The organism is Paenarthrobacter sp. TAF1 (genome assembly GCF_052113825.1).
GTDB classification, from domain to species: Bacteria; Actinomycetota; Actinomycetes; order Actinomycetales; family Micrococcaceae; genus Arthrobacter; species Arthrobacter nicotinovorans.
In genome coordinates this window covers 453999-474403 of record NZ_JBFRDO010000005.1, presented here as the reverse complement: position 1 = coordinate 474403, position 20405 = coordinate 453999, and the positions used below count along the sequence as shown (strand labels likewise).

The window sequence follows — 20405 nt, the reverse complement described above, 5'->3', positions numbered from 1 at the left end:
CTTACTTGCCGACGAAGATGCCGTTGCTGCGGCGGGCGGCGATGTAGAAAAYGATGCTGAGGATGGACAGGACGGCCACGTAGACCGGGAAGATCCAGCTGAGGTTCAGTGATTGGAACCAGACCAGGAGGTAGGAGGCGGTTCCGCCGAAGAGGGCCACACCGATGCCGTAGCCGAGGGCTACGCCGGTGCCGCGGATGTTCTTGGGCATCAGGGAGGAGCTGACCACGTTGTAGAGGGTCATGTTGAGCACCAGAACGATCGAGCCGCCCAGGAGGACTGCCGCGAAGCCTCCGATGCCCGGCTGTACGTAGAGCAGCATCAGGAAGACCGCGGGGATGGCAAGGATGCGGGTGACCAGGAACCAGGTGGACATCGCTTTGCCGTCGGCGAGTTTTCCGATGACCCAGCTGCCAATGACCAGGATGACGCCCAGGATGGTGGTCAGGGCGAATACAGCGGTGGGATCTTCCTTGAATCCGCTGCGGGCGGCGCTGGGGAGGCCTACGTTCCAGGCGTAGTTGTAGGCCTGTGCCGCGCCCACCACGAAGATGATGGCCAGGACGGACAACCAGTGCTTGCCGACGCCCTTCCAGACTGCGCGGGGGGTGTTGGTTGCCATTTCCTCCTGCTTGAGGGTTTCCGGGAGGGAACGGCGAAGGTAGAGGACCACGAAGCCGAAGAGGGCGCCGATGATGAACGGGACCCGCCAACCCCACTCGCCCATGGCGGTCCCGCCGATGACCAGGCTGCAGAGGAAGCTGACCAGGGAGGCCATGAGGATGCCGATGTTCACATAGAAGGACATGATGCCTGCGACGTACCCTTCGCGGCCTTCCGGTGCCAGTTCCACGGCGTGGGACGTGGAGAGCGGAGCTTCGATGCCGGTCGAGATTCCCTGCAGGACGCGGCACACCAGGAGGATGATGCCGGCGGCAGGGCCGATGGTTGCGTAGCTCGGGGTGATAGCGATGATTAGGGTGGTGCCTGCCATCAGCATGATGGACAGGAGCATGACGCGTCGTCGGCCGATCCGGTCCGCCAGCGTGCCCAGGAGGATGCCGCCCAAGGGGCGGAAAGCGAACCCGACGGCGAACACAGCCAAGGCGTTCAGCGTTGCCGAGAGGGGATCGGTATTGGGGAAGAAGTTGGGGCCGATGAAGGCTGACAGGAGGCCGAAGACCATCCAGTCGTACCATTCAAGGGCGTTGCCCAGGCCAAGTCCGAGGAGGCCCTTACGGACTTCCGGGGTGAACCTGGCGTTCTTCACGGCAGTGGATTCATGGGTTTTGGGTGAGGGGACTACGTTGTCCGTTTGGATGTCGAGCATGGAAGTGTCCTTACGCTGACGCCCGGGAGGGCGTGGGAGGGTATGACGCAGGAACGCCCGTTGGAGGCGTTTGATGCGAAAGTGGCAAGGAGTGTCAGCGGCCACGTGTTCGTGCCCGGACGGTTAAGGGAAAACGCCGGCGCCGTTGTACGGCGGCAGGGTTACCACGCGTGTGGTGCGTTGACCCAGATGGCTACGCATACCTCTTCGTAGCTGTTCTTGTACCAGTGGGGGATCTCTGAGGAGTAGGTGATGGAGTCGCCCTCTTCGAGGCTGTAGCAGACGCCGTTCAAATAGACGTCTTTACGGCCGGAGATGATGTAGCAGAACTCTTCACCGCTGTGGGTAAAAGGGGTGTCGCTGGTGTCGTGCCCTGGGGGCGTGCTGATCCACTGTGCTTCGATGCTTCCATCGCGGTTCGGGGTGAGCAGTTCATGTACTGCTTCACCGACGGATTCGCGCGTGACGTTCTTCAGGTTGCGTCGATCGGACCTGCGGACCACGGGGGACTTTGATTCGTCCTGGCCTATGAAGAATCTCCCTACGGGGATGTCCAGGCCGTGGGCCAGCTGGGCCAACGTGGTGAAGGAAGGGTTGGCCATGCCGCGTTCGATCTGGCTGACGATTGCCTGGCTGAGGCCTGTAATGTCCGAGAGTTGGGCGAGGGTCATGCCCTTTGCCTTGCGCATGGTGCGCACCTTGTTTCCTACAGTCGCCAGCAGTTCGCTGGTGGCTGGTGGGGCAGGAGTCTCGGTGGTCATTGCCGCATCCTTCGTTGGTGAGCTAACTCACACAACTATAGTGAAGATTTTTAGCGAGTCAATGGTTTTCTTCATTAAGGTGAAGAATTTTACGGAATCGGGGTTTCCAGCTCCCGGATGGTCCCGAAGACGAAGTTCTCGATCGCACGGACTTGATCCGTCAGTTCGTGCAGGTGATCGGCAGTGGGCAGCAGCCGGATGCTCATCTCCAGTTCCGTCGCCAGGCGCTCCATGCAGATCGCCCCCACCATATGGCTGGACGTCTTCAAGCTCAAGACCGCGTCCATGGCGTCTTCGATGTCGAGATTGTCCAGGGCGCGATGCAGCCGGGAAACCCGCCAGGGCAGCAGGGCCACGTAATTGCGAACGAACGCGTGGATGATGGTGGGGTCGCCGCCGAGCTCGGCTTGGAGTCCAGTGAGAACGGTGTGATCCACCAAGGCGTCTGTGCACTCGTCATACTCAGACACCAAACCCCTCCCGCCTCCGAACAATCGATTCACGCTTCAACAGTAGAACCCGTGGAACAGCGGAAGTGCCATAAAAGCAAAGCTTGATCCAATCTTGAGCGGACTCAGAGGGAGTCTTGATTCCCGGGCCGCAGAGTAGGTCGAACAGAAGAAATCCCTGATCCGGGGGACCTTCCAGCGTCTACCAAGGAGAGGGGAAAAGCGTGGACAGCAGTGCTCGCCCATCGCCTGGGCTGATGGTCACTATTGCCTTTTGCCTGGCGATCCTCCTCGGCATCGGCGGGACCGCGGCCTATGCTCTCTGGGAGCAGGGATCACACAGTGTTGGCTCCGATCACCCCGTCGAGTCTGCCCCCTCAACGTCCTCCAGGCCGTAGCCGGCGCGCCTGCCCAGGAAATCCGTCAAGCGGTTTTCGAGAACCGGAAGATCCTTCAGCTCGCATTCCCAGACCGTCAGCACCTGCCAGCCGGACGCACCGAGTTGCTCCCGCTGCCGGGCATCCCGCTCCCGGGTCCGGGAACGCTTGGCCGCCCAGAAGTCCGCATTCGCGGCAGGAGCATGCAGGCCGGCCTTGCAGTCGTGGAAATGCCAGAAGCAGCCGTTGACGAAGATGACCTTGCGGCGGCCGGCGAACACCAGATCGGGCCGGCCGGGGAGCTTTGATCCGCCGGATTGGCCGTGCAGGCGATACCTGTAGCCCTTGGCATGCAGGAGCCTGCGGACCAGCAACTCCGGTTTGGTGTCCTTTCCCCGGATTTTGGACATGTTGCGGCTGCGCTGCTCCGGTGTCAACAGGTCCCGGCTTTCGCCCATAAGACCACTCTACCCAGGGAGTTTTTGTACAGATAATGGCCTTATGGAGCGCTTTTAGGAGCATTATCTGTACAAAAACTCGTGAGGGGGTGGCGTGAACACTCGGCCGTCCACCCCAACGGCGTGACCTGGACCTTCATGCGCCTCCGACACGCCGGGCAATAGCGCGGCGGCTCCATCACCAACTGCTGTCGGCAGCTTTGGTGAGCGTCCGACGTCGGGCCCTCACCTCCGCAGTGCCCGCAGTAGGCGGGCGGCACCGCGGCCCTCACAGCGACTTCTGGAGCTCCTTGATGGGCATGTTCAGCTCCACCAGGAGATTGAGGTCGGCGTTGGCCGGACGGCCCAAGGTGGTGAGGTAGTTGCCGACAATGACGGCGTTGATCCCGCCGAGGAGACCCTCCCGGGTGCCGAGGTCGCCGAGTGTCAGTTCGCGTCCTCCTGCGTAGCGGAGCACGGTGCGTGGCATGGCGAGGCGGAAGGCGGCGATGGCGCGGAGGGCGTCCTTGCCGTCCATGATCCCCTGGTTCTCCAAAGGCGTTCCGGGGCGGGGATTGAGGAAGTTCAGGGGGACTTCGTGCGGTTCAAGGGCGGCGAGCTGGGTGGCCAGTTCGGCGCGTTGCTCCACGGATTCGCCCATGCCGATCAGGGCGCCGCAGCAGAGTTCCATGCCGGCAGCCTTGACCATGGCGCAGGTTTCGAGGCGTTCTTCGTAGCTGTGCGTGGTGACGACCTCGGGAAAGTAGCTGCGGGCCGTTTCGAGGTTGTGGTTGTACCGGTGCACGCCCCACCCGGCCAGCTGGTCCACCTGGCGCTGGGTGAGCATGCCCAGGGAGCACGCGATGTTGATGTCCACTTCTTCGTTGATGCGGTCGATCGCGAACTTGATCTGGTTCATGAGCTTGATGTCGGGGCCACGCACGGCGGCGACGATACAGAACTCCGTGGCACCTGTCGCGGCGGTTTCCTTGGCTGCCTTGACGAGTTCCGGGATGTCCAGCCACACACCGCGGACGGGGGAGTCGAACAGCCCGGATTGGCTGCAGAAATGGCAGTCTTCAGGGCAGCCGCCGGTCTTGATGGAGATGATGCCTTCCACCTCCACGTCCTCGCCGCAGTGTTTCAGCCGAACTTCGTGCGCGAGTTGCAGGGCCGCCGGGATGGCGTCGTCAGGCAGCCGCAGAATCTCGACAAGCTGGTCTTCGTTCAGGCCCTCGCCGCGTTTCAGGACCTGCCGACGGGCGGTGTCAAGAATGGCGTGGACGGTCTTTTCCTGGGGTGCGTGGGTCATGTCCTCGACGGTATCCGTGCAGGTGGAAGGACATTTTGTGGGGTGCGCACAAAGGGTGATCCGGGATTTTGGTGATGGAAGCTTTGGTAGCCCTGATGCAGAAGTTACAACTGCGAAACACGCCCGTGACTGAATTGACGCGCTGCGTGACTAGCGTCGTGGACGAGCCCAGGACCCACGAAGAAAGCGAGCCCGCATGAGCGACGACACGACGAGTACCGCAACGCTGGAGCCGACGACGGCGGCAGGCCCCGCCGTCGTCAACGGCACCTCAACCGTTCCAGCGTCAGGCAACGCCGACGCAATGAGCGCAGCGAAAGAAAGCCTGGAGGACTACACGCTCCGGTTCGCACCGCGTTCCTACCGGAAGTGGAGCGCCGGCGTGGTGGCAACCAGCGCCCTGGGTGGAATTGCGTACCTGGCCGACTTCTCCATTGGAGCGAACATCGGGATTGCCTATGGGACGGTGAATGCCATCTTCGGCATCATCGTGGCCGCAGTGATCATCTTCGCCACAGGTTTTCCGCTTGCCTACTACGCGGCCCGGTACAACATCGATCTTGACCTCATCACCCGTGGCTCCGGTTTTGGCTACTACGGCTCGGTGGTCACCAACATCATCTTTGCCACGTTCACGTTCATCTTCTTCGCCCTGGAAGGCTCCATCATGGCCCAGGGCCTCCAGCTGGGCCTGGGCATTCCGCAGTGGATCGGCTATGCCGTGTCCACCATCATCATCATTCCGCTGGTGATCTACGGGATGAAGACCCTGGCCACGCTGCAGGTATGGACCACGCCCCTATGGCTCCTTCTGATGGTGGTTCCGGTGGGCTACCTTCTTCTTTCACACCCTGAGAGCATCGACGCCTTCTTCGCGTTCACCGGTGCTTCGGGCGACGGCGGACCAAACCTGGCGTCGGTGATGCTGGCCGCAGGCGTCTGTCTGTCCCTGATGGCCCAGATCGCCGAGCAGATCGACTACATGCGCTTCATGCCGCCCAAGACCGCCGAAAACAAGGGCGCCTGGTGGCGTGCAGTGATCCTCGCCGGGCCGGGCTGGGTGATCTTCGGCGCCATCAAGCAGATCATCGGCCTGTTCATCGCCATCTACCTCATCGCCAAGCTCGACCCCGCAGCCGCAGTCCACGCCAATGAGCCGGTCCACCAGTTCCTGGGCGTCTACGAAGAGATGATGCCGGCCTGGCTCGCCATGACCCTGGCCGTGGTGCTGGTGGTCATTTCGCAGATCAAGATCAACGTGACCAACGCCTACTCCGGATCACTTGCCTGGACCAACTCCTTTACCCGCATCACCAAGACCTACCCGGGCCGCATGGTGTTCGTGGTGGTGAATCTGGTGATCGCATTGATCCTCATGGAGTCGAACATGTTCGAGTTCCTCAACACCATTCTGGGCTTCTACGCCAACTGCGCCATGGCGTGGGTGGTCACGGTAGCCTCGGACATCGCCATCAACAAGTACCTGCTGAAGATCTCGCCCAAGGTTCCGGAATTCCGGCGCGGCATGCTGTACGCCGTGAACCCGGTGGGCTTCGTGTCCATGCTGGTTTCCGCCGGAGTTTCCATCGCGGTGTTCTTCGGTGCTTTCGGCTCCGCCGTCCAGCCGTTCTCGCCGATCTTCGCTGTGGGCCTGGCGTTGGTGCTGCCGCCGGTGCTGGCTCTGGCGACCAAGGGCCGCTACTACTTGCGCCGCACCGACGACGGCATCGAGCTGCCGATGTTCGACGCCGACGGCAACCCAAGCGACGCCAAGCTCCTCTGCCACGTCACAGGCCTGGAGTTCGAACGCCCCGACATGCTCCGCTCCGGCCAGGACGGTCCCGACGGCGAACCGCAGTACATCTCGTCCCTCGCCTTGTCCACGGACAAGTCGGGCGGCCTGGTCCTTCCCGCTCAAAAGTAGCCGGACCCACCCCACGGGGAGCGGCCGACGCGGTTATCAGAACCCGGACGGCATTGATTGCTACCTGCTTGGCCGACGCAGAACGCCCCGGCTTCCTTTGGGGGAGCCGGGGCGTTCTGCTGTGTGTTCTGCGTTTGTTGGTCGAGCTGTGGGGCTTACTTGTCGAAGGCGTCCTTCGCGGCGTCCTTGACGTTCTCGCCTGCCTGCTTGGTCTTGGCTGCTGCCTGGTCGGCAACACCTTCGGCCTGCAGTTTCTCGTTGTTCGTGGCGTCACCCAAGGCTTCCTTGGCCTTGCCGGTGACTTCCTGTGCCTTGTTGCTGATCTTGTCTCCGAGTCCCATGGGATCTCCTTCGATGTAGTCCAACGCTGACAATTGCTAGGCTAACGAGCAATTCTGGGTACTTCCTGAACGTACTCCGCCAGCGGCCAGGATGCTTACACTGAAGCCATGGTTCAGGACACCCCGAATGGGGAATCGGGACAAACGGACTTGGACGAGGACATTGCGATGGCCTTGGTGAACCAGGTAATCCGCCCTTCCGAGGATCCTCCCAAAGACGACGCCCGGGAATCCGAAGCTCCTGTCGGTGCAAACCCGGCCGCAGCCAGCGGGCCTCAGCTCCAGGACCCGGGGTGGGCTGAGGCCGCGATTGCCCGCCCGGACTACGGCGAGCGCAACTATGTTGGCCACCACCGGATGATGGGCATGCGCACGTTGATCACCGGCGGTGAACGCGGTATCGGCAGGGCCGTGGCGCTCGCCTACGCCCGTGAAGGCGCCGACGTCGCCTTTACGTATCTTCCGGAGGATGAGCAGGAGGCCGAGCAAACCGTCAAACTCATCGAAGACGCCGGAAGTCGGGCGCTCGCCCTTCCCGGTGACCTGCAGGACGAGGAGTTCTGCCAGGAAGCCGTAGCGCAGACCGTTGCCGAATTCGGCGCACTCAATGTCCTGGTGAACAATGCCGGCTATCAGCTCTTTACCAGCCATGGTCTTGAAGACCTGGGCAACGAACAGTTCGACCGGACCTTCAAAACCAACGTCTACGCCCTGTTTTGGCTCTGCAAGGCTGCACTGCCGCATCTGCAGCCCGGGGCTGCCATCATCAACACTTCCTCATACCAGGCCTACCAACCCGGCCGGTGGCTGATCGACTTTGCCGCCAGCAAAGCAGCCGTCAACAGCATGACTTTTTCCTTGGCCGAAGCCTTGGGACCCCGGGGGATCCGCGTCAACGCCGTTGCTCCCGGGGATATAGGAACAACGGCGCAACCGTCCGCCCGGCCCGCGCAGAATCCAGCCCACGAAGAACGGGGGGAGTCCCCTTTGGGCATTCCGCTGGGCCGGGCCGGACAGCCCGCCGAACTCGCGGCTGCGTATGTGCTGCTGGCCACCGAGGATTCCAGCTACATTTCGGGCTCGGTCATCGGTGTCACGGGCGGAAAGCATCTGGCGTAGGCGTCCGGGAAACCCGTCCCGCCGTCAGGGCTTCAGCACCACCTTGATGCAGCCGTCCTGCTTCTTCTGGAACTTCTCGTAGAGTGCAGGCGCCTCCTCCAGGCCACCGGTGTGCGTGACCAGGTTCATCACTCCCAGGGGATCGGCGTCGTCCTCTACCAACGGGAGCAGGTCGTCCATCCAGCTGCGTACATTGCATTGACCCATGCGGAGCTGGATCTGCTTATCGAACATGGTCATGAGGGGCATGGGGTCGGCTTGGCCGCCGTAGACGCCGCTCAAGGAAATGGTGCCACCGCGGCGGACCATATCCACGGCCGTGTGGAGCGCGGCAAGCCGGTCCACACTCATGGTCTCCATGGCGACCTGTGCGGGCTTGTCCGGAAGGAGGGATACTGCCCGGTGAAGGAAGGAAGCCACCGGGGAGCCATGCGCTTCCATGCCCACGGCGTCAACCACGGCGTCGGGCCCCCGGCCAAGCGTTTCCTCGCGGACTTTTCCGGAAACGTCCGAACTGTAGTCCAGTGTTTCCACACCACGCGACTCTGCCATGGCACGCCGTTCCGGAACGGGATCGACGCCAATGACCCGGAAGCCCTTGTGCAGGCCGATTCTGGTGACAAACTGGCCTACCGGTCCCAGGCCCAGGACCGCCAGGGTTCCACCTTCGGGAACATTGGCGTACTCCACTGCCTGCCACGCGGTGGGCAAAATATCGGAGAGGAAAAGATAGCGCTCGTCCGGCGCGTCCGAGTCCACTTTCACGGGACCGTAATCCGCGAAGGGCACCCGCAGGTACTGGGCCTGTCCGCCCGGAACGGAGCCGTACAGCTCGGAATAGCCAAACAGAGCCGCTCCTGAACCCTTTGCTTTGACCTGAGTGGTTTCGCACTGGGACTGCAGGCCGAGGTTGCACATGTAGCAGTGCCCGCACGAAATGTTGAAGGGGACAACCACGCGGTCGCCCTTCTTGAGGCGATGGACCCCGGATCCCACTTCTTCCACGATGCCCATGGGCTCGTGGCCAATGACGTCGCCTTTATGCATGTACGGTCCCAGGACTTCATACAGGTGAAGGTCCGAGCCGCAGATGGCTGTGGAGGTGATGCGGACAATCGCGTCCGTGGGCTCCTGGATGGAGGGGTCCGGAACGTCTTCGACGCTGAGTGAGCGCCGGCCTTGCCATGTCACTGCTTTCACTTTTGGATCTCCCTGCTGTGCTGCTGGGGGTGGGTCCCGCTCTTCTGGAGACCTTCCCAGCGAAACAGAGATCATGCCGAGGCACAAGGTCGCCCGCTCTCGACACGCTTCCCCGGCGAAGCCTACATTGAGGCCATGAGCGAGGAAGCAAACAAGGCTGGAGAGACGCCAGCGGAACAGTCCGGGCAAGCGGCGCCTGCCGCCGTCGAACATGACAAAGGCACCGCCGGATCGGGCGACTTCACAACTGAACTGGACCCTACTTTTGTCCCGGATGACTCCGGGGAGACGCCGGACGCGAAGCGCGCCAGGGAAGATCCGGAGGAGACCGGCAGCTGAAACTAGTAAGTAACCTGATAACTAGCTACCATAAAGGAGAGCCGGACCCGGAAACGTTTAGGAATAACCCGATCTGGGTACGACTCGGATATTAAGCACAGCGAGGGCCGCGAGCGGCGCCCACAGAAGCCCGCTCACCAGGGAGGTAATCCTTATGGATACAGGACAACTGGTACTGATCATCGTGCTGGCCGTGGTGGTCATCGCCGCTGTGATCTTCGCGGTCGTCGTCGGACGCCGCAAGAAGGCCGAAGTCAACCATCGCAGGGCCGAGGAATTGCGCGAAAAGGCGCAGGAAGAAGCCATTGGCGCCCATCAAGCCAAAGCGGATGCTGCCCAAGCCGAGGCCAATGCTTTGCAAGCTGAAGCCGAAGCGAACCGGCTTCGTATGGACGCCGAAAAGCACGCGGAAAAGGCCGACGAAGCGCACGGACGCGTCGAGGAACATCTTCGGCATGCCGAAAAGCTTGATCCGAATGCCGCTTCGGCCCGACCCGCCGATGTCAGCCGCGCAAACGACCGCGGCACTGCCGGCGCGGACCGTGCCGAGGACGTAAACGGTTCCCATGACGGGGACCGTGCCGACGCATCTGACCGCTCCAATCTGGCTGAGGGTGAGCGACTCACACGCGACCGGAGCAGGCGCGACGGCTCGACGCGTGAGGATGAAAGGAACCTGTAGTTTCAACGACGAAGCGGAGGTAGGAAAGTGAGCATTGTGGTGAGACGGACAGGTCAGGCGATCCGCGGTACGGAGTCGAAGGCGAACCGGCATGCGGTCGACGTCGTCCTTGGCCACCTTGGTGAGATCGGCCCGGCCGTGGCGGCATTGCGCCGGGAGTCGTCCAGGCTCGCCGAGTGGGGCGAAGAGCTGGCCCGTGTCCGCCTGCGGGGAGGCAGTGTGTTCGCTGCCGGAAGCGACGGCTCAGCCCACGAAGCCGACCGGTTTACCTCCGAGCTGACCGCCCATGGCGCTGCGCATCCTCACGACGGCAGCCCCGGCTCGTTCACGGCCATCGTCGCCAGCAAGGAAACCGGGGAAACCATCAGTGACCAAATTCCCTCAGTGGTCAGGCAGGGAGACATCGTGGTGCTCCTGGCTGCCAAGGGGATTACGGACGATCTCCGCAACGCCGCGACCGCTGCCAAAGCCGCCGGCGCCAAGGTGTGGGCTCTGACAGGCAGGGACTCCAAGGACCTGGCCCAATCCGTCAGTGAAGCCATCAACATCAACACGGACCCCCCACATGCCGAGGAAGCGCACCTGGTGGCCGTCCTTGCCCTCTGTGAGTGCTTCGACGAGTCCATGCGGGAGCTGACCAAGTAACAGCGGCGGCGTGTGTCAGCCCGGGCTGGGCGCGTGGCCGTGACACTCTATCCCTGTGAAAAGTACTGTTATTGGCTATTTTGCGGTGCTGGCGCTCTCAGGGCTGGTGTCCCTTAGTGTCCTTGGTGCATCCATGCTGCAGCGCAACGACAACCGAGGCATCCCTGTTCTTGCCTTGGTGGTCGGTGGCCTGTTGCTGACCTTCGTTCAGGGGGTGTTGCTTGGGCGGAAAAGCAAGGCCGGGTGCGCTGTTGGGTATCCCGGGGCCATCGCGCGGGAGTCGACGACGACCACCGTCGTTGCCTCCGAGGATTTTGCACACTCACCGTCCGCCGTGTGGGCCGTCATTCGCCCTGCTGAATCGTCCCTCTCCTTGGAGGACGGCGTGTACCACGCCCTGTCCGTGCCGGCTATTCCGGATGGGCCGGGCGAACTTCAGTGTTTCTTCTACCGCAACGGCTACGTTGGTGTACTGGAAGTCGTCGAAGAGGTTCCGGAGCAGCTGGCCGTCACCCGCCCGCGGGTGCCGGTCGGCCCTGACATGCTGACGAGGTACAGGCTGGAGGGCACCGGAGGCGGATCCCGGCTGACCATTGAGAGCGACCTTGAAGTTTCTGGTGACTTCTCCTTGGAAGGAGAAGAATACCGCCGCTACTGGGGCTCCTACCTCCGCAGAGTGAATGCGTTGCTGGATCAGCAAGCGGGGGGACCTGGCGAAGCAGGAGCGGCAACGAGGATGTGATCTGCCACTCAGTCGGAATAGTTGCAGACGCCATGCAGTTGTGCGCAATGAACCTGTTTCATTCTGAAAGGAACTGCGCATGCTGTTTTCCCCCTTGGCCCTCGGCGAGCTTGAACTTTCCAACCGACTGGTAATGGCCCCGCTGACCCGACTCCGCGCCGGTGAACAGGGTGTGCCTGGTTCCTTGATCGCCGAGCACTACCGTCAACGCGCCTCCTTGGGCTTGATCGTGAGCGAAGGAACCTACCCGACGCCGGCAGGCCAGTCCTACCCGGGGCAGCCTGGCCTCGTGACCGAGGACCAGATTGCCGGATGGAAAAAGGTGACTGATGCCGTTCACGCAGAGGGTGGCCGGATGTTCGCCCAGATCATGCACGGCGGCCGGGTTTCGCATGCCGACATCACTGGTGGCCACGAGATCGTGGCTCCCAGCGCGGTAGCCATTGACGGTGAGGTACGGACCCCGCAGGGCAAGCAGGCCTACCCCGTGCCGCGTGAACTCCGCACTGACGAGCTCCCGGGAGTGATCCAGGAGATCGTCACCGCGTCCAAGAATGCCATTGCGGCCGGCTTCGACGGCGTTGAGCTCCACTCCGCCAACGGTTACCTCCTGCACGAGTTCCTTGCCCCGAATTCCAACGTCCGTACCGACAGCTACGGTGGTTCTCCCGAGAACCGCGCACGCTTCGTGATCGAGACCGTCAACGCTGTGGTGGAAGCCTTGGGTGCCAACCGCGTTGGCATCCGGATCTCCCCGGAGCACAACGTGCAGGGGATCGCCGAGACGGATGCCACCGATGTCCGGGCCACCTACGAAGTGCTGGTGGACACCATCGCCCCGCTCAACCTCGCGTACCTGAGCATCCTGCACCACGAGCCCAAGGGTGCGCTGGTCCAGGATCTTCGCGAGCGTTTCAACGGCACTTTCCTGGTCAACACCGGTTTTAGCGAGATCACTACCCGCGATGAAGCGTTCGCCATCATCGAAGAAGGCCTCGCCGACGCCGTAGTGGTTGGTCGTCCCGCCATCGCGAATCCGGACCTTGCCCGCCGCTGGCGTGAAAGCCTGCCGTTGAACGAACCGGACGCTTCGACGTTCTACGCGGACGGCGCCGAGGGTTACACGGACTACCCGTTCTACGCGAACTAACCCACAGCACGCCGCGACGCCGGCACTCACCACTCGTTTCCAGTGGTGCGTGCCGGCGTCTTGCCTTAGGTACCGGTCACCTGTAACTACCGGCATCCAGCGCAATGTGACGACGTCTCCCTATCGGCCATGGGTCCGCGTTCCTATAGGATTTGTGGCATGTCTCAACCTTCGCCGGCAGTCGCCCGCCCCGGCTTTCCTGTCAGTCGCCAAGTCCTGGCCGACCACGTGTATGAAGCCTTGCTCGAATGGCTCATGGACGGCCGGTTGGAGCCCGGAGCTGCCGTCAGCATCGACGGGATGGCGCGGGAACTGGACGTTTCGCCGACGCCGGTGCGTGAGGCGCTGGCCCGCTTGGAGCATACGGGGATGGTGCGTCGTGTCGCGCTGAAGGGTTACCGGGTGGCGCCGGTGTTCACCCGCGAAGACTTCGCCGAATTGATGGAAGCCCGGCTCTCAATCGAGCCCGTCAACGCCCGCCTGGCGTGTGCCCGCATGACCCCGGAGGGCTTGGGAGCGCTGAAGCAGGCTGTGGAGGACTTGAAGACAGCTCCCAGGGGCGGGACGTTCGCTGAATACCGCAACTATCTCGAAGCAGACGAGCGATTCCACCAGCTCATCGCGGCCCAGGCCAGCAACCAGTTCCTCTTGGCGGCCTATAACACCCTGGGTGGACAGATTCAGCGCTTCAGGCTGTTCGGGGGAGTGGGCATCACTGATGCTGAGCAGGCAATCTCCGAGCACCAGGCCGTGCTGGATGCGATGATGAGCGGCGATCCGGAGAAAGCCGCGCGGAAAATGACCGAGCACGTGGAAAAGGTGCGCGGCCGGGCGATCGCGGACGCGCCGGCAGAGTAACCAGCCCGCGTCTGGTTTGGGCATGGACTTGCCCGCTGACCGCACGTCCATGCCCGCAGAGACCCGTGCGCCCCGTCACCAGCTCCAGTGACCCCCTTCACAGACATATGTAAGACATATAGGATCTAGGAAGTTTCCGAAAAAGCTTGACAGTTCTTCTCTGTTCGTAAATCCTATAGGAAACAGGATTCCACGAAGGAGTGATCATCATGGCGTATACCGCCGAGAATTGGCCCATTACAGCGGCCCTCCTGCAGTTCCCGGGCACCGACAGCACGGGCCTGGACATCAACGACGCCGATGCTTCCGTCTGGGCCGAAGTCCTTCAGGAAGTGAAGGAAGCAGGGTTCGCGAACGCCGACCTGACCGACAGCTGGGTCCGTCCGGGAGACCTCAGCAAGGACCGCCTCGCCGAGTTCAAGCAGACCGCGGACCATGTGGGCATCGGGATGCCGGTGATCTCAGCAATTCGTCGCAGCGTCATCCACAGCACGGACTGGGCCGACAACCTCGCCTACAGCCACCGCACCATCGACGCCGCCGCAGAGCTCGGTTGCGAAGTTGTCTCCATCGGACTCCACCAGGCCATCACTGCCGAGCAGCAGAAACAACTCTGGTTCTGGACCGTGGAGGGCTACAAGGATCCGGTCGGGGACAAGGAAGCATGGGGCAACGCGGTCTCCCGTATCCGGGAACTCGGCAAGCACGCCGCAGAGGCCGGCATCCTGCTTTCCTTGGAAATGTATGAGGACACCTACCTTGGCACCTCCGACTCCTCCGTTCAGCTGGTCCAGGACATCGGCCTGGACAACGTTGGCCTGAATCCGGACCTTGGCAACCTGATCCGCCTGCACAGGCCCATTGAGGACTGGCGGGAAATGGTGGCCAAGACCCTCCCGTACTCCAACTACTGGCACATGAAGAACTACATCCGCGACGAAGACGTAGCCCGCGACAGCTACATCACCATGCCCGCCCCGATGGAAAGCGGTCTTATCAACTACCGCGAGGCCTTCAAAGTGGCGCTTTCGGTGGGCTTCCAGGGCATCCTCTGCACTGAGCACTACGGCGGAGACGGCCTCAGCGTGACCGCCAGCAACCAGGACTACCTCCGCCGGCACGTCCTCCCGAAGTCCGATGGCTATGCGCTGGGCACGAGCCAGGTCGCCCAGGGACGGCAGCAGCCCGCGGCAGCGTTGGCAGGAGCCGCGAAATGACACAGATCTTCGACAACCCGGCAGACTTCGCCGACGAAGCCCTCGACGGTTTCGTCGCTGCCAACCGCGGCTACGTAGCCAGGGTGGACGGCGGAGTGGTGCGCTCCACCGAAGTACCCGCCGGCCAGGTGGCGCTGGTGGTTGGTGGAGGTTCCGGGCATTACCCGGCCTTCGCAGGACTCGTCGGAACCGGCCTTGCGGCTGGTTCGGCGTGCGGCAACATGTTCGCCTCCCCGGCGGCCGGCCAGGTCTACCGCGTGGCCAAGGCAGCCAATGCGGGCGGGGGAGTCCTCCTCAGCTACGGAAACTACGCCGGCGACGTCCTCCACTTCGGCCAGGCCCAGCTGCGGCTTAACGCCGAGGGCATCGAAACCCGCACGGTCACCGTCACCGACGACATCGCCAGTGCGCCTATTGAGCAGATCGAAAAGCGCCGCGGCATTGCAGGGGACCTCACGGTCTTCAAAATCGCCGGCGCCGCCGCAGAAGCAGGACTGAACCTCGACGACGTCGAGCGTTTGGCCATCAAGACCAACTACCGCACACGTTCCCTCGGTGTGGCGTTCGACGGTTGCACGCTCCCGGGAGCCACGGATCCGCTGTTCCATGTCCCTGCCGGCCAGATGTCCCTCGGCCTGGGGATCCACGGCGAACCCGGCATCTCCGAGCACCCCATGCCCACGGCCTCCGAGCTCGCCGATCTCCTGGTGTCCAAGCTGCTGGCCGACAAGCCGGAGGACGCAGGGGACCGCGTCGTAGCGATCGTCAACGGACTGGGCACCGTCAAATACGACGAACTTTTCCTGCTGTTCGGGAAGATCGAAAAACTGCTCAGTGCCGCAGGACTGACGGTCGTTGAACCTGAATGCGGCGAGCTGGTGACCAGCCTGGACATGTCCGGACTCTCGCTGACGCTGCTGTGGCTGGACGAAGAACTCGAACAGTATTGGGCAGCACCCGCTGACACTCCCGCCTTCCGAAAGGGCAGCATGGCACCGCGCGCAGCCCGTGCGGCTGCGGCCATCGACGACGCCGAAACCGCCGACATCGAACAGCCCACCCCGGCTGCCGCCGAACTCGGGCGGCAGGCCGTAGCGGTCCTCGCCCAGGTGCGGGACGTCGTCGTCGAGCATGAAGAGGAGCTCGGCAAGCTGGACGCAGTCGCCGGCGACGGCGACCACGGTATCGGCATGCGCCGCGGCGTGGATGCCGCCGCGCAGGCCGGAGAAGCTGCGAGCGGTTCTTCCGTTGCGCGGATTCTTGCCAGCGCCGGTGAGGCGTGGAGTGAGCGGGCCGGTGGCACTTCGGGGGCGCTGTGGGGTTCGGCAGTCATCGCAGCCGGGTTGTCGCTCGGAAACCGGGAGTCCTACAGTTCCAAGGATGCCGCTGCTGCGGTGGAAGCCTTCACCAGCGCCATCACCGAACTCGGCAAGGCCGACCCCGGTGACAAGACCATGGTGGATGCCCTCCTGCCGTTCCGGGACGCCTTCCTTGCAGAGCTCGACGGCGGAGCTCCCGTTGACCGCGCACTGGCAGTCGCCGCTGCAGCGGCCGAGTCCGCTGCCGCCAATACCGCTGACCTCCGGCCGCTCAAGGGCCGCGCACGTCCCCTCGCCGAGAAGAGCATCGGCCACCCTGATCCCGGTGCAGTGTCCTTCGGCCTGATCGCCGCAAGGATCTCCCACCACATCGATTCACAACTGGCCGTCGCGGCTCCCTCCACAGCGGCCGGAAACGGAGCTTCAGAATGAGCAACACACCAGGCTGGCGCATCATCGTCGGCAACGATGAAGCCGGAGTGGAATACAAGAACGCCCTCCTGGCCCTGTTGGAAGCTGACCCGCGTGTTGCGTCAGTGACCGACGTCGGCGTGGGTCCCAACGATTCCACGGCCTACCCGCACGTGGCCGTCGACGCCGCCCGCAAGGTGGCAGAAGGCGAAGCGGACCGGGCACTGCTGATCTGCGGAACGGGACTGGGTGTGGCCATCGCGGCCAACAAGGTGCCCGGCATCCGTGCAGTCACCGCGCACGACAGCTACTCCGTGGAACGTTCGGTCCTGAGCAACAACGCACAGGTCCTCACCCTCGGCCAACGGGTGATTGGCCTTGAACTGGCCAAGAAACTGGTCGGAGAGTGGCTCAGCCACCGTTTTGACGAAAACTCATCCTCCGCCGCCAAGGTGGACGCCATTTGCTCGTACGAGCCCGACTACACAAAGGCAGTCTGATCATGACCGTTTCCGAAGGCACTCAAACCACTGAAGCCGCTGTGAACAACGCAGCCCGGAAGATCGCCGTCGTTGGCTCCGGCTACATGGGCGGCGGAATCGCGCAGGTCCTGGCACTCGGTGGAGCACGCGTTGCGCTGGCTGACGTGTCCGCCGAAGTTGCGCAGAAGAACTATGACCGTCTCCTGGTGGAGTCCGAGCAGTTCATCGCGGACGGCCTTTTCCCTGATGGCTCCACGGAGATCCTCAAGCAGAACTTGTGGGCTGCCAAGGACATCGAGGAAGCTGTTGCCGACGCCGACTTCATTGAGGAATGCGTTCCCGAGGTGCTGGAGATCAAGCACCAGACGCTCGCACGGATCAGCGCCGCAGCCCGTCCGGATGCAGTGATCGGCTCCAACACCTCAACGATTTCCATTGCGGCGCTGGCCGAGGCCGTGACAAACCCGGAGCGTTTCCTGGGCGTCCACTTCTCCAACCCGTCACCGTTCATTCCCGGCGTGGAGGTCATTCCCCACGCAGGTACTTCCGCGGCAACGGTGTCCGCTTCGCGTGACCTCGTCCACTCGGCCGGCAAGCAGACCGCCGTCGTGAAGGACGTCACTGGCTTTGTCCTCAACCGCCTGCAGTACGCGCTGTTCCACGAGGCGGCACAGCTGGTGGAGCAGGGAATCGCAACAGCCGACGACGTCGACACGCTGGTGCGCACGACGTTCGGCTTCCGTTTGCCCTTCTTCGGTCCGTTCGCCATTGCGGACATGGCCGGGTTGGATGTCTACAACTTCTGCTACAAGTCGCTGCAGACCGGATTCCCGGAGCGCTTCGCGACGCCGAAGATCCTCTCCGACTTGGTGGAGGCCGGCAAGCTCGGCACCAAGACCGGTGCGGGCTTCCTCAATGTTCCGGCAGAACGCACCCCGGAACTGATCGCCTACCGCAACAAGGCCTACGTCGCCATGCAGAAGCTCATTGAAGAGCTTGGCCCGGCCCCGATCAACTAATCCAGGAGAAACCACATGACTTTCCCCGCAGAACGCACCGCAATCGTCACGGGTGCTGTTTCCGAGCGCGGCATCGGCCGCGCCACCGTCAACTACCTCGCCGCGCAGGGCTGGAACATCGGCATCATCGACCTCGACGACGCTGCTTGCAAGGCTGCCGCGAAGGAGATCGCCGCCGAATACGGTGTCCTAGCCCACGGCGTAGGCGCCAACGTTGCCAGCGAATCCGAAGTACGTGCAGCCATTGACGAGCTTGAAGCAGAACTGCCCCAGATCGTGGCACTGGCCAACGTTGCCGGCGTCAGCTCGCCCATCGGCTACCTCGAACTCGAGCCGGCCGAGTGGGACCGCGTGCTGAACATCAACCTCAACGGCGTCCACTACGCCACCCGGCGCGTTGCCGAATCCATGGTGAAGAACCGCATCGGACGAATCGTCAACATTTCATCGGTTTCCGCCCAGCGTGGCGGCGGCACGTTCTCCAAGACCCCGTACTCCGTGGCCAAGGCGGGCGTCATCGGACTGACCCGTGCTACGGCGCGCGAGCTGGGGGAATACGACATTACCGTCAACGCCATCTCACCGGGGCCCATCGACACCGACATCATGGGTGGCACGCTGAGCCAGGAACGCAAGGATGAACTCACCAAGGACCTGGTAGTGAACCGCGTGGGCTCCACGCGTGACATCGCCGYCGCCATCGCCTTCCTCATCAGCGAGGACTCCGGATACATCTCCGGCCAGACGCTGAATGTGGATGGCGGACTGTACATGCACTAGGCCTTCGCCGATGAAGACCTGGACCCGAGAAAGAAAGATCTACCTTGCCGTGGGCGTCGTCGTCTGCGTCGTGGGCCTGGTGCTCATTTTCTTCCCGCGCTGATAGCCCGCTGAGGTTATCTCCCCCCAATTGACTACTCAAAGAGGAGTTTCGATGTCTGTTGCCTCGAGTTCCACCAAGGAATTGCTGGATTCGCCGGTCCTGAAATCGGCCATATCCAAGGCTTCATTCCGGCTGATGCCCATGTTGGTCATCCTGTACGTAGTAGCTTTCCTTGACCGCACCAACGTGGGCTTCGCCGAAGCGGCACTCGGTGTGGACAAGGGCATCACCGCCGGGGCCTACGCCCTGGGTGCCGGTATTTTCTTCATCGGCTACGCCCTGTTTGAAATCCCCAGCAACCTGCTGCTGACCAAGTTCGGCGCGAAAATGTGGCTTGCACGCATTGCGGTCACGTGGGGCATAGTGTCCGCTTGCTTCGCGTTCGTGCAGGGTGAAACCTCGTTCATCATCCTCCGGTTCCTGCTGGGCGTGACTGAAGCCGGGCTGTTCCCCGGCGTCATCATGTTCCTCGCCGCATGGTTCCCCAACAAGGTCCGTGTGAAGATGTTCGCCATCTTCTACCTTGCCCAGCCGTTCTCGCAGATGATCGGCGCCCCGCTCTCGGGCTGGCTCATAAACATTGGTGACCAGGTTCCGGGGGTTGCCGGGTGGCAGGTGATGTTCTTCGTCGAAGGCATGCTCGCTGTCCTGGCAGGTATTGCTGCCTTCTTCTTCCTCATCAACAGCCCCCAGGATGCCAAGTTCCTGAGCAAGGAAGAAAAGGTGGCCCTGACCGATGTCATGGCGCTGGAAGACACCGTGAAGGAAGAATCCGGCCCCCGCGGCGTCATGGCTTCGATGAAGAATGGCAAGGTCTGGTACTTCACCGTCATCTACTTCTGCCTGCAGATCGCGGTGTACGGTGTCACGTTCTACCTTCCCCAACAGGTGTCCCAGTTGACAGGACAAAAGGTAGGGCTCGCCGTCGGACTGCTGACCGCCATCCCATGGTTCTTTGGCATCTTTGCCTGCTTCTTCATCGGGAAGGCAGCCAACACGGTCCTCCGCCGGCGCCGCTGGGGCACGGCTTTGTTCGTCTCCACAGGTCTGTGCATCTTCGGTTCCGCCTGGGCCGGCGCCAACCACCAGCCGGTCCTCGGCATCATCTTTATCACCCTGGCGGTGTGCAGCTTCCTGGCGATCGGTCCGATCGCATGGTCATACCCGACGGCGTTCCTCACCGGAACGGCTGCAGCTGCAGGCATTGGCCTCATCAACTCCCTGGGTAACCTGGGCGGTTTCGTCGCACCGATCCTGCGCACCTCAGTCAACCAGATGACGGCCTCGGACACGGGGACCATGGGTGTTTACGCCCTTGGGGTCCTGCCCTTCCTGGCCGCGGTGATGATGTTCGGCACCCGTGTCTTCTCCAACAAGGCCGACGAGCTGCTGGACAAGTAGTGATGAA

General features: G+C 62.6%; 22 protein-coding genes. 14 read left to right on the top strand and 8 right to left on the bottom strand.

All coding sequences use genetic code 11. The features are described from left to right. Position 1: 1 nt before the first annotated feature. The 6 genes from AB4Y81_RS10400 to bioB form a co-directional block, all read right to left on the bottom strand. Positions 2-1330, bottom strand: a complete 1329-nt coding sequence (locus AB4Y81_RS10400; RefSeq protein ID WP_441995779.1) for an MFS transporter — start codon at positions 1328-1330, stop codon at positions 2-4. 161 nt (positions 1331-1491) lie between these two features. Next, positions 1492-2091 (bottom strand): helix-turn-helix domain-containing protein, encoded by a 600-nt coding sequence (locus AB4Y81_RS10395; RefSeq protein WP_018777107.1) that lies wholly within the window; start codon positions 2089-2091, stop codon positions 1492-1494. Positions 2092-2180: 89 nt separating this feature from the next. Next, positions 2181-2561 carry an Hpt domain-containing protein gene (locus tag AB4Y81_RS10390; RefSeq protein WP_018777108.1) on the bottom strand — a complete coding sequence of 127 codons (381 nt, stop codon included), beginning with the start codon at positions 2559-2561 and terminating at the stop codon, positions 2181-2183. A 334-nt stretch (positions 2562-2895) separates the two neighbouring features. Then, positions 2896-3375: a very short patch repair endonuclease gene (locus AB4Y81_RS10385; RefSeq protein ID WP_079581183.1), complete on the bottom strand. Its 480-nt coding sequence runs from the start codon at positions 3373-3375 to the stop codon at positions 2896-2898. A gap of 41 nt (positions 3376-3416) precedes the next feature. Then, positions 3417-3635 (bottom strand): biotin synthase auxiliary protein BsaP, encoded by a 219-nt coding sequence (gene bsaP / locus AB4Y81_RS10380; RefSeq protein WP_082499785.1) that lies wholly within the window; start codon positions 3633-3635, stop codon positions 3417-3419. 8 nt (positions 3636-3643) lie between these two features. Next, positions 3644-4666 (bottom strand): biotin synthase BioB, encoded by a 1023-nt coding sequence (gene bioB / locus AB4Y81_RS10375; RefSeq protein ID WP_441995778.1) that lies wholly within the window; start codon positions 4664-4666, stop codon positions 3644-3646. A 196-nt stretch (positions 4667-4862) separates the two neighbouring features. Between bioB and AB4Y81_RS10370 the strand changes: the two genes are divergently transcribed. Continuing rightward, positions 4863-6590 (top strand): purine-cytosine permease family protein, encoded by a 1728-nt coding sequence (locus AB4Y81_RS10370; protein WP_189076000.1) that lies wholly within the window; start codon positions 4863-4865, stop codon positions 6588-6590. A gap of 155 nt (positions 6591-6745) precedes the next feature. Here the strand turns inward: AB4Y81_RS10370 and AB4Y81_RS10365 are convergent, their stop codons facing one another. Further along, a complete protein-coding gene (locus AB4Y81_RS10365) occupies positions 6746-6931 on the bottom strand; it encodes a CsbD family protein (RefSeq protein ID WP_018777112.1) in 186 nt (61 codons plus the stop codon). A gap of 108 nt (positions 6932-7039) precedes the next feature. Between AB4Y81_RS10365 and AB4Y81_RS10360 the strand changes: the two genes are divergently transcribed. Continuing rightward, positions 7040-8050, top strand: coding sequence for an SDR family oxidoreductase (locus tag AB4Y81_RS10360; protein ID WP_441995777.1), 1011 nt, complete (start codon positions 7040-7042; stop codon positions 8048-8050). A 24-nt stretch (positions 8051-8074) separates the two neighbouring features. On the opposite strand, the gene AB4Y81_RS10355 is transcribed toward AB4Y81_RS10360, so the two are convergent. Next, on the bottom strand, positions 8075-9250 hold the full coding sequence (locus tag AB4Y81_RS10355) for an alcohol dehydrogenase catalytic domain-containing protein (protein ID WP_018777114.1): 1176 nt from the start codon (positions 9248-9250) through the stop codon (positions 8075-8077). Positions 9251-9385: 135 nt separating this feature from the next. Between AB4Y81_RS10355 and AB4Y81_RS10350 the strand changes: the two genes are divergently transcribed. The 12 genes from AB4Y81_RS10350 (at position 9386) to AB4Y81_RS10295 (ending at position 20398) form a co-directional block, all read left to right on the top strand. Then, the gene (locus AB4Y81_RS10350) at positions 9386-9589 is read left to right on the top strand and encodes a hypothetical protein (RefSeq protein ID WP_018777115.1); all 204 of its coding nucleotides are present in this window, start codon (positions 9386-9388) and stop codon (positions 9587-9589) included. 154 nt (positions 9590-9743) lie between these two features. Next, positions 9744-10271 carry a hypothetical protein gene (locus tag AB4Y81_RS10345; protein ID WP_441995776.1) on the top strand — a complete coding sequence of 176 codons (528 nt, stop codon included), beginning with the start codon at positions 9744-9746 and terminating at the stop codon, positions 10269-10271. Between the two features lie 60 nt (positions 10272-10331). Then, on the top strand, positions 10332-10916 hold the full coding sequence (locus AB4Y81_RS10340; protein WP_039240495.1) for an SIS domain-containing protein: 585 nt from the start codon (positions 10332-10334) through the stop codon (positions 10914-10916). 55 nt (positions 10917-10971) lie between these two features. Next, the gene (locus AB4Y81_RS10335) at positions 10972-11658 is read left to right on the top strand and encodes a hypothetical protein (RefSeq protein ID WP_441995775.1); all 687 of its coding nucleotides are present in this window, start codon (positions 10972-10974) and stop codon (positions 11656-11658) included. 79 nt (positions 11659-11737) lie between these two features. Then, positions 11738-12808: an alkene reductase gene (locus AB4Y81_RS10330; protein ID WP_064722043.1), complete on the top strand. Its 1071-nt coding sequence runs from the start codon at positions 11738-11740 to the stop codon at positions 12806-12808. Between the two features lie 159 nt (positions 12809-12967). Beyond that, positions 12968-13666: a GntR family transcriptional regulator gene (locus AB4Y81_RS10325; protein WP_416429251.1), complete on the top strand. Its 699-nt coding sequence runs from the start codon at positions 12968-12970 to the stop codon at positions 13664-13666. A 209-nt stretch (positions 13667-13875) separates the two neighbouring features. After that, entirely contained in the window at positions 13876-14883 is a 1008-nt protein-coding gene (locus AB4Y81_RS10320; protein WP_079581211.1) for a sugar phosphate isomerase/epimerase family protein, read from the top strand. Beyond that, positions 14880-16634 carry a dihydroxyacetone kinase subunit DhaL gene (gene dhaL / locus AB4Y81_RS10315; protein ID WP_441995774.1) on the top strand — a complete coding sequence of 585 codons (1755 nt, stop codon included), beginning with the start codon at positions 14880-14882 and terminating at the stop codon, positions 16632-16634. Before AB4Y81_RS10320 ends, dhaL begins: the two co-directional genes overlap by 4 nt. Further along, positions 16631-17113 carry a ribose-5-phosphate isomerase gene (locus AB4Y81_RS10310; protein WP_039240134.1) on the top strand — a complete coding sequence of 161 codons (483 nt, stop codon included), beginning with the start codon at positions 16631-16633 and terminating at the stop codon, positions 17111-17113. The genes dhaL and AB4Y81_RS10310 overlap by 4 nt, the downstream gene beginning before the upstream one ends. A gap of 2 nt (positions 17114-17115) precedes the next feature. Beyond that, on the top strand, positions 17116-18114 hold the full coding sequence (locus AB4Y81_RS10305) for a 3-hydroxyacyl-CoA dehydrogenase family protein (protein WP_441995773.1): 999 nt from the start codon (positions 17116-17118) through the stop codon (positions 18112-18114). Positions 18115-18129: 15 nt separating this feature from the next. Further along, a complete protein-coding gene (locus AB4Y81_RS10300; RefSeq protein ID WP_441995772.1) occupies positions 18130-18894 on the top strand; it encodes an SDR family NAD(P)-dependent oxidoreductase in 765 nt (254 codons plus the stop codon). 154 nt (positions 18895-19048) lie between these two features. Beyond that, positions 19049-20398 carry an MFS transporter gene (locus AB4Y81_RS10295; protein ID WP_018777127.1) on the top strand — a complete coding sequence of 450 codons (1350 nt, stop codon included), beginning with the start codon at positions 19049-19051 and terminating at the stop codon, positions 20396-20398. The last annotated feature ends 7 nt before the right edge of the window (positions 20399-20405 follow it).